Source organism: Bacteroides sp. RTP31139st1_H2_RTP31139_211217 (assembly GCF_040227615.1).
Taxonomy (GTDB): domain Bacteria; phylum Bacteroidota; class Bacteroidia; order Bacteroidales; family Bacteroidaceae; genus Bacteroides; species Bacteroides uniformis.
The window spans coordinates 1-15741 of record NZ_JBCNZM010000011.1 but is presented as its reverse complement, the minus strand read 5'-3'; the positions used below and the strand labels follow the sequence as shown (position 1 = coordinate 15741).

Here is a 15741-nt window from a genome sequence, read left to right as displayed (position 1 = left end):
TTTGCCGAAATGCAGTCTATCTTATCTAAAGATAGAAAATAGCTTGCTTATCTACCACAATTGTGGTATAAAATTCCCTAATCTGTGTCATTGTCTGCCCCGGCTTATCGCTCTATCTTTGCAACATCCGAATGAGAAACGGTTTATTCACCTAAAATACAAACGACAATGGAAACAAAGAAATTGCACTTTGAGACTCTACAACTTCACGTTGGACAAGAACAACCCGACCCGGCAACTGATGCCCGCGCCGTACCTATCTATCAGACAACTTCGTATGTATTTCGTAATTCGGCCCATGCGGCAGCCCGCTTTGGCTTGCAGGACCCGGGGAATATTTACGGGCGGTTGACGAATTCCACCCAGGATGTGTTCGAGAAACGTGTGGCGGCTCTGGAAGGCGGTGTTGCCGGATTGGCCGTAGCCTCGGGTGCGGCAGCCATCACTTATGCCTTTGAGAATATCACCCGTGCAGGCGACCATATCGTGGCAGCTAAGACCATCTACGGCGGAACGTATAATCTGCTGGCCCACACATTGCCTGCCTACGGGGTTACCACTACTTTTGTGGACCCGGGCAATCTGGACAATTTCGAGAAAGCGATTCAGGAGAATACCAAGGCAGTATTCATTGAAACGCTGGGAAATCCGAATTGCAACATCATTGACATTGATGCCGTTGCTGAAATAGCACACCGTCACCGGATTCCTCTGATTATAGATAACACCTTCGGTACTCCTTACTTGATTCGTCCCATAGAGCATGGGGCAGATATTGTAGTCCATTCGGCAACGAAGTTCATCGGAGGGCATGGTACGTCCTTGGGTGGTGTTATTGTAGATAGCGGCAAGTTCGACTGGGTGGCCTCGGGGAAGTTTCCCCAACTGACGGAACCGGACCCGAGTTATCATGGAGTACGTTTCGTCGACGCTGCCGGTCCTGCTGCCTATGCCATCCGTATCCGTGCCGTATTGTTGCGTGATACCGGTGCCACAATCAGTCCTTTCAATGCTTTCATTCTGTTGCAAGGATTGGAGACGTTGTCGCTTCGCGTGGAACGTCATGTGGAGAATGCCTTGAAAGTGGTTGAATTCTTGAAGAAGCATCCCAAAGTGGTTGCCGTGAACCACCCGTCCCTGCCCGAGCATCCTGACCACGCGCTTTACGGGAAATACTTTCCGAATGGAGGCGGTTCTATCTTTACGTTTGAGGTGCGGGGCGGTGTGAAGGAAGCGCAGACGTTTATTGACAGTTTACAGATATTCTCGTTGCTTGCCAATGTGGCTGATGTGAAATCCCTGGTTATCCATCCTGCCACCACTACCCATTCCCAATTGAGTGCACGGGAATTGGAAGAACAAGGCATCAAACCGGGCACGGTCCGCCTCTCCATCGGGACAGAACATATCGATGATTTGCTGGACGACTTGTCCCAGGCATTTGACAGAATTTAAAAGAATAACAGTATACGATAGAATGAATATTGCTGTATTATTGTCGGGAGGTGTAGACAGCTCCGTGGTGGTACATCTCCTTTGCGAACAAGGTTACCGTCCTTCTCTATTTTATATCAAAATAGGGAGGGACGATGCCGATTATATGGACTGCTCTGCGGAAGAGGATATGGAGATGGCTTCTGCCATTGCCCGGCGTTATGGATTATCGTTGGAAGTAGTGGACCTGCACCGGGAGTATTGGGACCAGGTGGCGGCTTATGCCATTGATAAAATAAGACGTGGCTTGACTCCCAATCCGGATGTGATGTGCAACAAGCTGATAAAGTTCGGGTGCTTTGAGCAACGTGTGGGGAAGGATTTCGATGTCACGGCAACCGGGCACTACGCCACTACGGTGTTGAGGGATGGAAAGACATGGCTCGGTACCGCTGCCGATTCCGTGAAAGACCAGACCGACTTTCTGGCACAGATAGATTATCTGCAAGTTTCCAAACTGATGTTTCCATTGGGCAGACTGATGAAGAATGAGGTTCGTGACATAGCCCTGCGTGCCGGATTGCCCAGCGCCAGACGTCGTGACAGTCAGGGCATCTGCTTTCTGGGAAAGATTGATTATAATGATTTTGTGCGCCGTTTCCTTGGCGAAAGGGAAGGGGATATTGTGGAGTTGGAAACGGGTAGAAAGTTGGGCAAGCATCGGGGCTATTGGTTTCATACCATCGGCCAGCGTAAAGGATTGGGGTTGGGTGGAGGACCGTGGTTTGTTGTCCGCAAGGATGTGGAGGAGAATGTGATTTACGTGTCCCGCGGATGTGATACGGCATTGCAATACGGCTATGAATTCCGTATGTACGATTTTCATTTCATTACGGATAATCCCTGGAAGGGAGCGCAGGAAGAGGTGGAGGTGACTTTCAAGATACGCCATACGCCGGAGTTTGTCAAAGGCAGGTTGCAAAAGGAGGCGGAGGGTTACCGCATTGTTTCGGAAGAAAAGCTGCAAGGCATTGCTCCGGGCCAGTTCGGAGTGGTGTATGATGCTGATGCCCGGCTGTGTGTCGGGAGCGGGGAGATTTATATATAATATTCCACCAAGTCTACGATGCCTGCCTTCATGGCATATTTGGTGGCTTCGTGCGCATTGTTTACACCCAGTTTCCGGAAGATATTCTTCCGGTGGCTGTTTACCGTATGGAAGCTGAGGTTTCGTTCGGCAGCTATTTCTTTGGTTGTTTTCCCCAGGGCTATCTCTTTTAGGATGCTCCGTTCGGCAGTAGTCAGTAAATCATCTTTGATGGTAGGATGAGTGGGGGAGGAGGAACCGTTGCCTGCGAGCAGCAGGTTACTGACGTGATTACAGATGAATCGCTCCTTGCGTGAGGCGCATTGTAGTGCGGTCAGTATCTCTTCTTTGGAATTATCCTTCAGCGCTACGCCGAATGCCATGCTGCTGAACAATACCTGGCGCAGGAACGGTAGGCTCAATTCGTCGGAAAAGAGTAGCCAATCGGCTTCCTTGAAGCGTTCGTGAAGTACCATTAGCTCTTCGGCTCCCGAAAAATCAAAAAGGGTATAGTCCAGAATGACAACGGCGGTGGGATGCAGGCGTAGTTGCTGTATCAGTTCTGCCTTGTTGTCGGCTTCCAGCAGCAGGGAGGTGTCTTTCTGTCTGCCCAATAGGAACATCATGCCTGCTTTGGTGATATCTTGATTGTCTGCAATGATAAATTCTCTCATGACATTGGTATATAAAAAACTCCGCTACAAATGTACACTTTTTAGTGTGATTTGTGGCGGAGTGGGAATATATATATTTATATAAGGGTTTTACCAGGAACGTCCCTTGAATATGTTGGATTGTTCCAGCGGAACCAGGTTCCCGCTCAAAGTCATGGTGTTGGAGTTGAAGTTCGGGCTGATGGTTACGGTTGCGTTGTTCCCGCCATCGGTCAGCGTAAGGAATATCTGGGCGGAAATGCCGATACCCTGGATGCTGAAGTTACAATTCACGTTGCCCCGTTTGTCGGTAGTCATTTGGATGTCCGATACGGTTCCGTCTACTGTTACACCGCCAATGCCGTTAGGACCTGGGTATACGGTGTTGAAGGCTACCTGCACGGTGCCACGTCCTTGGTTGACCAATACGAAGTTGGTGTTGGAGTTTACAAATGCGGTCTGTCCGTTGCGGAACATCACTTGGTCTGCCTCCATTACGAACTGGTGAGCTTTCAAGGCCGCCATTGCGTCATCGTACGAAATGGCATCCTGTGCTTGTTCTTCAGCTTTCAGGCGTGCACGTTCTGCGTCTCTTTGGGCTTTACGGTCTGCGCGCTTTTCAGCTCTACTCTCTTGTGCATACATGGTCGTTGTTGCCATGCTTACCAATACTACTGCTGCTAATGCAATAAACTTTTTCATAATCGAATCTTTTTTTGTTTAGGTTTAAATAAATTGTTCGTTATAAGTTTATTGCAAGAACAATGCCTATCCAGGATTGTTCACCGGTTTTTTAATTATTTTATATCCGATAGCAGCAATAAAGATACTCATTACCGGACTGATAAGGTTGAAGAAGCAATAGGGAAGGTAGGTCAGTGTGGGTACACTCAAAATGGTGGCTTGCGTCATGCCGCAGGTGTTCCATGGGATAAGCGGGGAGGTGACGGTAACGGCATCTTCCGTGGTACGGCTAAGTAGCCGGCTTTCGTAGCCTTTCTTTGCGTAAACGTTGCTGAACATGTTTCCGGTGAGGATAATGCTGATGTACTGGTCTGCCGTGGCAAGGTTCAGGAACAATCCGGAACATACGGTGGATGCTACCATGCTGGCTGTATTCTTCATGAAGCGGACGAATAGGGAAGTGATGCTTCCTAGCATGCCGCTTGCCGTCATGGCTCCACCGAAACACATGGCGCAGATGATGAGCCAGATGGTATTCATCATTCCTGCCATACCTCGTGTGGCAATCAGTTCTGTCAACATGTCACTGTCAGTTTGCAGGCTGGTACTGCCATAGAATGTCATCATTATCCCTTTGAACATATTCCCACCTTCCGCTATCTCATTCAGTAGTCCCGGTTGGAAGATGAAGGCGAATATCCCTGCCAGCAGAGTGGAGAGAAAGAGTGTGATGACGGAAGGCACTCTCCGGGCAATCAGTATTCCCGTAATCACGGGAACAGCCAGTAACCAGGGAGTAATGTTGAATTTGGCGTCCAATGCTGCCGTAAATTCCGCGATCTGTTGTGTATTGTTCGTTTCGTGTGTGAGTCCCATTACTGTAAAGATGACAAGGGTGATGAGGAGAGAGGGGACGGTGGTGATCATCATATAGCGGATATGGCTGAATAACGGTGTTTCCGTTACGGATGAGGCAAGGACCGTGGTATCCGATAACGGTGAAATTTTGTCTCCGAAATAGGCTCCCGAAATGATGGCACCGGCTATCCATCCCTCTTCAAAACCTTGTGCCTTACCTATGCCCAAAAGGGCGATACCGATGGTGGCGATAGTGGTCCATGAACTTCCCGTCATTACTGATACCAATGCACAAATAATGCAGGTAGAAGCAAGGAAAAAATTCGGATGGATAATCTGCATACCATAATATATAAGGGTAGGTACCACCCCACTTATCATCCATGTGCCGCTCAAAGCACCGATAATCAATAGAATAATGATAGCTGTGGCAACACCTGAAATGTTGTTGGTGATGGCAAGTTCATAATCTTTCCAAGGGATGCGGTAGAAAGTCATGCCGATAAAGACACACATACCAGTGGTGGCAAGCAGGGAAATCTGGCTTCCTCCACTCAAGGCGTCACTTCCGAAAGTATGGATGGTGGCGAACAGCATTCCTACGAGAAAAGCGATGGGAAATAGAGAAACGAGTGGAGAGGGTATTTTCTTTGCTGAATTCATAGGGTTGTTTTTGACTATGCTTGGTTGACGAATCTATTATCAATCTGTCGTTTATAGTTTGATGCGACAAAGGTATAACAATTCTGTTCAATATCTTCCTTATCCTTTGCATGACAAATAAAAATTATCAAATCTTTGCGTTTGCTTGGAAAAATGATAGTATCCTTGTTATTTCTTGCTGTAAAGGGTGATGGACAACGATATTATTGTTAAAATAACGCCGGTGCCGACCACGCCACTCCATCCCCAAGTCTGCCAACTGCTTCCTGCAAGGAAGGTACCCAAAGAGCCGCCGATGAAGTAAATGGTCATGAAAATCGTATTTACCCGATTGGAGGCAGACGGGTAGATGTCGAAAATACTGGTCTGGTTGCTGAGTTGGATACATTGCATGCCTATGTCTATAAGAATGACACCGGTAATGATACCTGCATAGTTGTTTCCGCAGAAAAAGAGCGAGGCCCATGCAAGCAGAATCATTCCGCAACCGATAAAGTTGAAATTGCGTATGCCTACCTTTTTTACATATTTTCCTACAAAAGATGCGGTTAAGGCTCCGGCAATGCCGCAGAGCCCTAGTATGCCGATGACATCGCTGGATGCATGGAACGGGGCTTCTCCCATTTTGAATGCAAGGCAGGACCACATGGCAAGGAATGAGCCAAAGGCCAGTCCTGCACGTATCGAGTAGATTCGTAGAGAGGGGTATTCTCTTACTAATGAGAAAAGAGACTTCATCAGCCCGGAATATTTGCCTTGGAAAGTCGGTTGTATGTCCGGTAGTACCTTTAATACAACGATAGCGCATAGTAACATCATTCCAGCGGCGATGAAGTACATTTCACGCCAGCCAAGCACTTCACCCACAAATCCGCTGACAACACGTGATGCAAGTATTCCAGTCAGTAATCCTGAGATGACGACACCTACATTCCGTCCCTTGTTTTCGGGGCGTGAGAATTGCGAGGCAATCGGTACAAATATTTGGGGTATCATGGAGCAGATGCCGGTAATGAGTGATGCTGCCCAGATGATGTAGATGTTCGGTGCCATGGCAATGGCTAGAAGGGAAAATATGAGTAGGAAGAAATTCGTTAGGATGATATTCTTGCGTCGATAGAGGTCTCCTAATGGGACGATGAACAATAATCCCAGCGCATATCCGATTTGTGTAATCATGGCAATGAGGTTCGTTTTGAATTCAGAAACTTCCAATTCATGCCGCATGATATTAAGCAGGGGTTGATTGTAATACAAGTTGGCTACGGACACGCCAGCTACGATAGCAAGTGTCCAGAGTATATGTGCCGGTAATCCTCCGTTTTCTTTCAGTTCTTGTTTCATGCTGCAAAGATAATGTCTTTCTGTTTCATGCGCAAGATATGTGAGTATGATAAGAATATGTGTGAAGTGGTATCATCTTTTTAGCCTTTCCGTTTGTTATACTATTATTTTGTTTGAGAATAATTGATTGGAGCTATCTTGGATAAGCGGAATGTTGTATTGATATTTAAAGATACGTTGGGCATGGGAAATGAATGGTTTAGAGAGTTGCTGGGTATGAAATACAGGTGGACGAAATGCAGGCTCTTCTAGCAAACGAGGGTTGGTAAGGTGAATTCGATGACTCAAGGAACCTACCGTTCCCCCATTAGACCGCCTCCTGATGACATACTTGGGATTATCCTGCTATTGACTGAAAACTCGGGTATATATTAGTATGAATCATTATTACTTAAACTTATAATAGTATGAAACATTTATCGATAATAATAATAGTAGTGTCATTATGCGTTTTCCTGCTATCCATCGGCGTATATCATAAGGTTCCCTGGTCTGTTCTGCCAATAGTGGCTAGTGGAATCTGTATATTATGTTGGCTTTTGTTCCATTTACTCTGTATCAGTGAAGAAAGAGATTTACTGAAAGAGGGAAATCAGTATTTCATTGATACCTTTCAAAACATACGTAATCCCATTTCTTTGATTAAGACACCGTTAGGGGCAGTTTACGAAGGAGACTGTCCGGAAGACATAAAGAAGGAACTGGCTGTTGCACTTCATCATATAGGCGGGCTGGAGCAGCACTTGATAGCGTTGATGGAGTTGAAACGACTATTTGGCAATTCTGGTAGCCTGGTAGTTGCAGAACATGAAATCGGCGCATTTATGAGGAAGAAAGTGTCTTTTTTACAGTCTCATGTGGCCGGGTTACAGATGAAGCTGGATTTGGTTCCGGATTTTGACTATGCAAGCGCTTGGTTTGATCCGGGAAAGATATCTCCGGTTATCGACCGGTTTGTATTGAGTGCCATCGAGTGTTCTCTGCCGGAAACGCATCTCTCGATGCAGGTTTCGTTGAAGGGAGATTACTGGGCAATCAGGATTAAGGATACAGGCAACAAGCGATTTCTGAAATGTTGCAGATGGTACTCGTCGCGGCTTCCTATTCTGCGACCTCTGCATGGCAAGCAGTATGGCATGGGCGGTGTGTTTTTTGACAAGTTGATGAATATATGTGACGGGAAAATACTGACTTTGGAAAAGGAGGCTCTGCTTCGATTTCCCATAAGATGTTCGTGTGCGGTTTCGGGGGGGGATACATCCTTAAATATTCCGGACACTTTTCAGGTGAATGAGTCGGAAATAGCTTTCCATGGTTTCTCGAAGAAAAAAAATATGGATAGACCTTTAGTGATACTTGCGGATAATGACAAGGGATTCAAGGATTATCTTGAGAAACGTTTATCGGAATGTTTTGTAGTGAGGAGCTTTGATGACGGTCAGGAAGCATTGGAGGTAATATGTGAAGAGTATCCGGATTTGGTGATTTGTGATATCATGTTGAAAGGTATGAGCGGTGAGGAACTTTCTTCTAAACTGAAGACGTCGAGGGACACCTCCTTTATTCCGGTGATATTGATGGGGGCGCACATTGATGTGAAACGGCGGGAAAAGCGTTGTTCTTCTCAGGCTGATCTCTTTGTATGTAAGCCCTTTAATCTGGAGGACCTTAAAGTGGAAATATCCATATTGATAAATAATAGCCGTTTTCTTCGGAAGACATTTCTTCAGAAAGTTTTTGGAGAAGATTTTTTAACGAAACCTATGGAGCGGGCTCAGCAGGATGCCAATCTGGCATTTTTGAATGAAGTGAAGCTTTACATTATGGAGAATATGGATAAAGAGGATTTGACAGTAGATGATATTGCCTCCAGGATGTGCATGAGCCGGACAACCTTTTATAATAAGTGGAAGTTGTTGACGGGAGAAGCACCCAAATATTTGATTTCGAGAATCAGGATGGAGAAGGCACGGGAACTTTTGGAAAGCGGAAAATTTTCTGTGACTATGGTTGCTGAAATGGTGGGTATGCGAAATCTGAAAAACTTCAGAGGCAGGTATAAGGAGTATTTTGGAAAAACACCGAAGGAGTTTATGAAAAAAGTATGATATTTATCTGAAGAAAACTTTCATAGAAAGGCTGTCACATATTAGATAATGGACAGCCTTTGTTTTGAAATGGGAGATAGGAGAACTGAACATCCTAAGCTATCTATAAAGGAAAATCTCTCATCGTTTTCGTTTTGGGGATAACTGGGTATATATGATTAGCTTTACTTGCCGATGCAAAATGTTCTTTATTTGATGTAATCTATTGATTTGTAGGGTTTTTGATGTTTTATGCGTGAGTGAGAGCAACAAAGTAGCAACAAATTTGTAAAAGCACATTTTTTTTGTGTTGTTCTCAGGTCTCAAAGATATGGATTTTGTTGCTCTCCGCAAAATCATTAATCAAGGTTGGTTTATTCCCAATGACGTGTGTCATAAAGTCGCCCGTTATCTCTGCAAGGAAGAAGATGACTTCACGAAAACAGGGTGTCCGTAACCGTGAACACCCTGCCTGCTTATCTGAAAGTTATTTTCATCGAATTTTCTGTATGTGCCGCCTAAATCTTTTATCGGTGTAAATTATCATTGCCGGAATCATCGGGGCACATAGAACGCCATTCGGCTTTGCCTTTTATTGTCTTGAATAGTTTATCCAATTATCGTCTGTAAGCCCGTAATCTTTGAACTTGATTATATCATGGCTTTCAATTTTATAGCTAAGTGTTTCTTTCTTCTCGTTCAACTCTTTGTTATCACTGTTGTAACCATACAGAACTATGGCTGTTCTTAACGGTTCAACACAAAAGAAATAATCGTCAATGACTTCCCCGCCGACAGCTTTGTTCTGAACTCTGTGAACCGTTCCATGTACTTCAACTGTGCCGTCCTTGAATGTTGTCTTTTCAACGGGAGCAGCAAAGGGGAAGAATGTCAGCTTGTCTGTGCGAAACCATTGTCCCAAGAAATATTCTTCTCCCGAGAATGTCCCTTGAATTGATGTCAGTACATTTTCAACGTCAGGAGAAAACTTCTTTACTTCGGGTTCGTCATCATTTGAACAGCCGATAAATAAAATAACACTTAACAAACAGAATAGATAAAATAGTTTCTTCATGGTTATAAATATTTGTTTGCCGCCTCAATCAAAGTGTCAGCATAGTTATAAATGTCATTGATTGAATTTAACTTGTACATCTTCTCGCTTTTGTTTTCATCAATGATTGCAAGCCGTTTTCTTGTAGGAGGGTCAAAATAAAAGCGGCAGACGGTCTTCCGAACATTATTGTCTATGGAAACCCCGAAATAGGAACGTGTGTCTTTATAAGTGATTCGTTCAACCGGGAAAACGTTTCTCAGAAGTGATTTCACGATATAGAACGCTTCCAGTTCTTCCGCTGTGGTTACAATGCCGTTGTCGGGTTGTTCTTCATCTGTCGGCTGTTGAACTGTTGTGATGTTCTGTTCTGCTGGTTGTTCTTCGTCTTTTATGGCGGCTTTCAATCGGTCTGATATTATATCGCTAACATAGTTGTTGATTGTGCGTTTTACAAGCGTTGAGAACTGTTCAAGCACTTTAGGGGTAAATACCCCATCATACACTTGTTTCCCGAAGAACCGAACAAAATCAGGGGATGGGTTCGTGAACTCTTTCCCGATGACGGTTCTCAGTTCCCCCATATATTTAAGTTCACTCGCTGAACTCAAAATCATATCAACATCAAAATACGATTTGTGGAACTTTTTCAACTCTTCTATTTGCGTGTCTTTCAGGTCAAGCATATTGATTTCCAAAAACGGCTTTTCATCCATAATATTAGGTTCTGAAAGGTCTGTGTAGAACCTATATGTTATACCGTTTGTCAGGACACCGAATTTAGCCTTTGAGACGTTGAAGTAACGCAACAGTTGATTGTCATGCAGGTTTAGGTCTTGCTCCCAATGTTTACATTCAATAAGTATTATCGGCTCGCCGTCTCTCATTATGGCATAGTCGATTTTCTCGCCTTTCTTTGTGCCGATGTCACAACACATTTCAGGCAACACCTCCAAAGGGTTGAAGACATCATAACCCAATGCGTTTATAAAAGGCATAATCAAAGCCGTCTTTGTCGCTTCTTCTGTCGGAAGATTGGCTTTGAGGGTATCAATGCGCTCCGAGATTTGTTTAATTGAATCTTTGAAATCCATATATCTGTTATTTAACGGGTTCTCTTTATAGTGATTGCCGTTGTTCACAGATACACACAAAAAACGTGGGCATTCCTTGTCGGTAAGAGGCATCGCCAAACGCCCAGTAACTCTACAAAGGAAATGCCCACGTATATGACGTGGGCATTCACCATTGCTTTTGAGTTACTTAGAAATTTTGGCGATTTTCTTACCTCAAAACAATAGCAAACGCTATACTTTTCAAATATGTCGGTTCAAAGATAGCGATAATTGCCAAAATTCCGATATAATTTCCGATTTTATTTCTTTATAAGATAATCAGATAAGCCATTTTACAAGGGATAAAATCTTTTTCCTATAAACAATCACAAGAATGAAAAGGATGACCCAAAAGCCGTAAATCTGTGTTTTCTGCCACCAAGTAAGGTCACGGGGAACTTTTTCGATTTTCGTTTTTGTTACGGTCTTTGTCTTATAAATAACGCTGTCTTTGCGTTCAACGGGCTTTTCAAACTCTACTGGCTTTTTCTGCGGCTTAGTCTTCAAGTTATGGTATAAAGTTCCGTCAGGGTTTATCCGTGCGTCAGACGTTGCGTAATCGTTTTCAAGATGCGATGTACTATCGGCTGTTTCACGTTCTGACGTTTGTGCCGGTATTTCAATAAAGACAGTATCGGGTACGTATTCAATACGGGTTTCAACCCTAACGTCCACGCTGTCTTGTTGATGAACGTTTTCAGAAAGACGGCGGCTTGAAGCGCAGCCGCCTATAATGAATGTCAATAGTAAGAGCAGGGGAAGATGTTTCATTTTTCAGATTGTCTTTAAGTAGTTGATAATACCTTTGACATGAAGACAGACAATCGTTTCTTTTCCCGCTTCTGACAGAAGAAACGCCACGTCTTCTTTATTGTCTTGAAAAAGGTTCTCAGTCAGAACGGCGGGGCATTTTGTGTGTTTCAAGATATACAAATGCCCCTCTTTGTCGGGGTCTCCGTCCGTTGTGTCCTTTCTAATTTTGAAGTCTGTTTCCTCTGCCGCTTTATACAGACAGTCTGCCATTTTATCGGCGGCTGTCTGACCGACAGAAGTCCACGCTTCCCATCCACGTGCGTTCATCCATTGAGAACCGTTTCCCGCTGCATTACAATGAATAGAAACGAGAATGACGTTCTTCGTTCCTATTCTGTCACAAATGGAATTTACACGCCGACACCGTTCGGATAGGCTGATGTCGTTTTCTTCTTTGACGATACGTTCAGCGTCAAAGCCTCGTTTCTTCAACTCTGATACAACTTTTTCGGCGATTTCTCTTGCGTATTTGTACTCTCTCAAAGAGCCGTCAGGGGAACGCTTGCCCGCCGTGTCAACCCCGTGACCGTTGTCAATTAGAATTTTCATACTCGTTTTTATTTATATTCGGGTAATAGGTATTGAATATTCATCGCACATCGGTGCATAATCTCTCTCGCTTCATCTTCTGATACATGAATCGGGCGTGTAAACTCACAGAAAATAGAACCGACCCAATCATGCTTGTTATCATTTAAACGCTTTACCACAGCCGCCTCGCATCCGTAACTTGATAGGATTGATTTTGCGTATTTGTCTTGAACCTGTGTGTCTATATCCGTGATATACATAAACAGGTTTTTAACCATATCAGAACTGAATTTAGCCACGTCTGCGATACGAAGATTTTGTACATGTGTTTTCATTGGCTCAACACCTTTACGCTTTACTTCATAATAGATTGATAACAGACTTTCATTGCCCAACGGGTGGGGCTGAACAATATAAACTCTGTCAGCGTCAAGTTCGTGAAGAATGTTCCATAATTCCCCGTAAACGATAGAAGAATTATCGGCTCGGCGAATGCTTTTGATTTCTTCATCCTTTCTGAACTTCTCAATTTTTAAGTCCGTGAGTTTGTTTTTCGTGTACTGATTATAAGCAAACCATGCGGCGATGATTGTGCCTATTGCGCTGATAATAGCTGGTAAATATTCCATAAGTCTTTGATTTTTATTTGCAAATATACACAAACTGATTATAATGTAATCACTTTTAAAGTTGTTTAATTATAATCTCTTTTAATTCTGTCTATTGATTATTCTCGCTGTATAGGTCAGGGGATAACCGCCTTTGCTGCCACCTTTACTTGAATCATATATAAGTAACACCGTGAGACTGTCACCTGCTCCCATTGCCAAACTATCCCAATGATCGTTGTCCCAATGTACCAGATTGGGATATTCAGACGTGTTCCACGGATAGGTGTTATCACTACTTTTCTTGCTGTTTCTTCCGTATATATCAAAATCCCTTGAATCAAGGTCTGCGATAATTGTGAATTCCACACAGAACTTAGTGCTGCTTCCTATACTAAGAGCGTCCCTTACCTCTGAAAGTTTAGGCAGAGTGATGCCTGAATTATCCACGCTGCTATAAATTACCCATCGGTTATTATCTTTAAGATTTGAATAACCACTATAAATAGTATTGGCACTTGTCAGATTATATTTGCTGTATTTGTAACCTCCTATCCATCCGTCCAAATTCCCGTTTCCGCTTCCTAAAAAAGCATGGTTATAACGCCCGTTTTTTGCGGAGAACAAAGTTGCTATGTTCCTGTTCAATCCCCACCAATCGGACGTGTCCTCATTCTCAAATCTTGCTACGGCTCTCAATCCTGATGATGTCGGCAGCACGTTTCCTCCGATACCCGCAAAACATTTATGTGCGTCATTACGGAATATCACATACGCATCATTGTTAAACGGGGTATTTGTAAGCCCGTTTCCGCTGACACTGAACCCGGCTATCTTTGAACTCCCGGTAACTGTCAGGTGTTCCGCAACAAGTTCGGTCACTTTGACCAATTTGGCAAGCAAAGCCGCCGTGACAACAAGTTCAGCATTAATCAATGTCGTGTTGATTTTACCTCCTACAATGATGGTTTCATTAGCGGCGGCTTTCTTTTCCAAGTCAGCGAAATTTGTATATCCCAAGTCTTTCGCTATGGCGTTCTTTGCGCTCTCAACGGCGGCGTTGGCGGTGTTGAGAACCGAATCTGAATACCCCTTCAGCGTGTCTTGAATAGCTTTATTGGCGGCTTCTACGGCTGTGTTAAAGTCGGCATACGCACTGTTGAAAGTGGCATATTTGTTATCAACATTGTTTTTTTCGGTTACAGTGGTTCTACCATCGGCGATAGCGGAATTGATTGCGCTGATAAGGTTTTCAATACTGCCCATAAGCGTAACCTTGGCATTCAGAAGCCCGGTTTTTGCCGTTCCCGTAAGATAGGCGTTTGTGTACAGTTTGTTATACGCAGCTTCCACGGCGGCTTTCGTGTTGTTCACTGTGTTGATGTACTTCTCAATCGCTTTCGCTTCCGCTTCCGTAATAATGCCGTCAGCGAACGCACCGTCCACATAGTCGTTTAAATCTCCAACGGCGGTATTGGCGTTCTTTGCGCTCTCAACGGCGGCGTTGGCGGTGTTCTGAGCCTGAGTTATCAAACCGTTCACGGCTTCCCATTCATCAAGTTCATATAAGCCCGATGAACCTGATTTGAACTTTATTTGCCCGGATATGATACCTTTCAATAAATCAAAATAAGTGTTCCCGTCTGTGGAAACAATCCTGTCTGTCGTGATACGTCCCGGAAGGATTTCTGTAAAACCGTACAGAGTGACAAAACTCCGTTCTTCATTATATTCAGAGTTCAGGACACCGACAAGAAGATGATAGAAGCCTGAAACACCCTCTAATTTGATTGCATTTTCAGACAGGGTGAAAACACCTGTTTGTGCCGTCTTTGAGACTTTTGCATACAAATAATACTTCTTCTTACCGTCATCAAGCACTGCGCTTGTGTAGGCTGTCATATCCCAAAATTTATATTCCGAAACCTTGTGCGATGCACTGACCGTATTGATACCGAGGGTCATGTGTTGTATGATACCCGCTGCCGCTGTCAGTTGTTTCGTCTCATTGTCATAGACAATTCTGTGCGTAACCGGGACGGGGTTTGTCTTTGAGTTCACAAAACGGAATTGAAGACTTTCATCGCCTACAAGCATTGACATCGTTTGAACGGCAATCGGGTTGATTGAGTTCGTGAAATTGTCGAGCAATGCTTCTTCCAACATGCTGATTGTTTCCTTTGCGTCCCTAAACCGTCTTTTAGTGAATTGAATAGCGTCACGATGTAGGTCATCAACGATGACTTCCTCACTTTTCAGGTCATTCAATGTTGATGAAACACTGCCGCTTACCGTTGTGTTTGAAAGTTCAATCACGGGGCTGTGCGGTTTATTGATATAATCTTTTATACCCGTTATACGCACGAGAACGCCGTCTTTCTGAAACTGATCGTCAGAGAAACGGATATATCCCCCGAGTTTGATGCGCCCCCCGATGTTTACCCAATCTTTTTTCGACCATATCCCGTCAAGTTCTCCCGTAAAAGTGAATTTCAGGTCTTCATTATCAAACAAGCATTTTACAGCCGCCCGGAACATATCCCATGATGCGCCTGTTTTCGTGGCATTATCACAAATGTAAGCAGTGGGAAGCATACATTTGAATACGGCATACTTATCGCCCGATTTAGGGGCGAATGTGGTATTTGGCATAGTTTGCCCGTCTATGTCTGCGGGAACAATCTCAAAACGGCGTGCCGCCTTTCCTTTAACGGCATTATGGTAATATTTAACCTCAAACTCCCGTCCGGCAAGCATACCCGTCTGAAAAACAACGGTCATAGTTTCCCCCTCTATCAAGCATTCTTCAT

At 44.1% G+C, this 15741-nt stretch carries 13 protein-coding genes; 3 read left to right on the top strand and 10 right to left on the bottom strand.

Translation table 11 applies throughout. From position 1 onward, the window contains the following. Positions 1 to 168 precede the first annotated feature (168 nt). Both ABUA47_RS02885 and mnmA read left to right on the top strand, forming a co-directional pair. Positions 169 to 1455: an O-acetylhomoserine aminocarboxypropyltransferase/cysteine synthase family protein gene (locus ABUA47_RS02885; RefSeq protein WP_005835904.1), complete on the top strand. Its 1287-nt coding sequence runs from the start codon at positions 169 to 171 to the stop codon at positions 1453 to 1455. Between the two features lie 22 nt (positions 1456 to 1477). Then, entirely contained in the window at positions 1478 to 2542 is a 1065-nt protein-coding gene (mnmA, locus tag ABUA47_RS02880) for a tRNA 2-thiouridine(34) synthase MnmA (RefSeq protein ID WP_005826509.1), read from the top strand. Here mnmA and ABUA47_RS02875 read toward each other — a convergent pair. The 4 genes from ABUA47_RS02875 to ABUA47_RS02860 form a co-directional block, all read right to left on the bottom strand. After that, positions 2533 to 3195, bottom strand: a complete 663-nt coding sequence (locus ABUA47_RS02875; RefSeq protein WP_005826511.1) for a response regulator transcription factor — start codon at positions 3193 to 3195, stop codon at positions 2533 to 2535. The two genes, mnmA and ABUA47_RS02875, sit on opposite strands and share 10 nt — an antisense overlap. 90 nt (positions 3196 to 3285) lie before the next feature. Then, on the bottom strand, positions 3286 to 3876 hold the full coding sequence (locus tag ABUA47_RS02870; protein ID WP_005826513.1) for a DUF4251 domain-containing protein: 591 nt from the start codon (positions 3874 to 3876) through the stop codon (positions 3286 to 3288). Positions 3877 to 3942: 66 nt separating this feature from the next. Beyond that, positions 3943 to 5379: a Na+/H+ antiporter NhaC gene (nhaC, locus tag ABUA47_RS02865; RefSeq protein ID WP_005835906.1), complete on the bottom strand. Its 1437-nt coding sequence runs from the start codon at positions 5377 to 5379 to the stop codon at positions 3943 to 3945. A gap of 168 nt (positions 5380 to 5547) precedes the next feature. Next, positions 5548 to 6723, bottom strand: a complete 1176-nt coding sequence (locus ABUA47_RS02860; protein ID WP_347774033.1) for an MFS transporter — start codon at positions 6721 to 6723, stop codon at positions 5548 to 5550. Between the two features lie 638 nt (positions 6724 to 7361). Between ABUA47_RS02860 and ABUA47_RS02855 the strand changes: the two genes are divergently transcribed. Further along, positions 7362 to 8831, top strand: a complete 1470-nt coding sequence (locus ABUA47_RS02855) for a response regulator (RefSeq protein WP_229116677.1) — start codon at positions 7362 to 7364, stop codon at positions 8829 to 8831. A gap of 571 nt (positions 8832 to 9402) precedes the next feature. Here ABUA47_RS02855 and ABUA47_RS02850 read toward each other — a convergent pair. The 6 genes from ABUA47_RS02850 to ABUA47_RS02825 form a co-directional block, all read right to left on the bottom strand. After that, positions 9403 to 9885 carry a hypothetical protein gene (locus ABUA47_RS02850; protein WP_149923017.1) on the bottom strand — a complete coding sequence of 161 codons (483 nt, stop codon included), beginning with the start codon at positions 9883 to 9885 and terminating at the stop codon, positions 9403 to 9405. A gap of 2 nt (positions 9886 to 9887) precedes the next feature. Continuing rightward, positions 9888 to 10958, bottom strand: a complete 1071-nt coding sequence (locus tag ABUA47_RS02845) for a type I restriction endonuclease (protein ID WP_149923018.1) — start codon at positions 10956 to 10958, stop codon at positions 9888 to 9890. A 300-nt stretch (positions 10959 to 11258) separates the two neighbouring features. Beyond that, positions 11259 to 11750 carry a hypothetical protein gene (locus ABUA47_RS02840; RefSeq protein WP_149923019.1) on the bottom strand — a complete coding sequence of 164 codons (492 nt, stop codon included), beginning with the start codon at positions 11748 to 11750 and terminating at the stop codon, positions 11259 to 11261. A gap of 3 nt (positions 11751 to 11753) precedes the next feature. Then, on the bottom strand, positions 11754 to 12341 hold the full coding sequence (locus tag ABUA47_RS02835; RefSeq protein WP_176350443.1) for an N-acetylmuramoyl-L-alanine amidase: 588 nt from the start codon (positions 12339 to 12341) through the stop codon (positions 11754 to 11756). Positions 12342 to 12349: 8 nt separating this feature from the next. Continuing rightward, positions 12350 to 12952 carry a hypothetical protein gene (locus ABUA47_RS02830; protein WP_349824499.1) on the bottom strand — a complete coding sequence of 201 codons (603 nt, stop codon included), beginning with the start codon at positions 12950 to 12952 and terminating at the stop codon, positions 12350 to 12352. A gap of 81 nt (positions 12953 to 13033) precedes the next feature. Then, a partial coding sequence (locus ABUA47_RS02825) for a hypothetical protein (protein WP_349831418.1) occupies positions 13034 to 15741 on the bottom strand: 2708 nt, incomplete at its 5' end.

Excerpts from the sequence above, each read along its gene's own strand:
- nhaC (WP_005835906.1), bottom strand. The coding sequence starts at position 5,379 with ATGAATTCAGCAAAGAAAATACCCTCTCCACTCGTTTCTCTATTTCCC.
- ABUA47_RS02870 (WP_005826513.1), bottom strand. The coding sequence starts at position 3,876 with ATGAAAAAGTTTATTGCATTAGCAGCAGTAGTATTGGTAAGCATGGCA.
- mnmA (WP_005826509.1), top strand. The coding sequence starts at position 1,478 with ATGAATATTGCTGTATTATTGTCGGGAGGTGTAGACAGCTCCGTGGTG.
- ABUA47_RS02840 (WP_149923019.1), bottom strand. The coding sequence starts at position 11,750 with ATGAAACATCTTCCCCTGCTCTTACTATTGACATTCATTATAGGCGGC.
- ABUA47_RS02860 (WP_347774033.1), bottom strand. The coding sequence starts at position 6,723 with ATGAAACAAGAACTGAAAGAAAACGGAGGATTACCGGCACATATACTC.
- ABUA47_RS02835 (WP_176350443.1), bottom strand. The coding sequence starts at position 12,341 with ATGAAAATTCTAATTGACAACGGTCACGGGGTTGACACGGCGGGCAAG.
- ABUA47_RS02830 (WP_349824499.1), bottom strand. The coding sequence starts at position 12,952 with ATGGAATATTTACCAGCTATTATCAGCGCAATAGGCACAATCATCGCC.
- ABUA47_RS02885 (WP_005835904.1), top strand. The coding sequence starts at position 169 with ATGGAAACAAAGAAATTGCACTTTGAGACTCTACAACTTCACGTTGGA.
- ABUA47_RS02850 (WP_149923017.1), bottom strand. The coding sequence starts at position 9,885 with ATGAAGAAACTATTTTATCTATTCTGTTTGTTAAGTGTTATTTTATTT.
- ABUA47_RS02875 (WP_005826511.1), bottom strand. The coding sequence starts at position 3,195 with ATGAGAGAATTTATCATTGCAGACAATCAAGATATCACCAAAGCAGGC.
- ABUA47_RS02845 (WP_149923018.1), bottom strand. The coding sequence starts at position 10,958 with ATGGATTTCAAAGATTCAATTAAACAAATCTCGGAGCGCATTGATACC.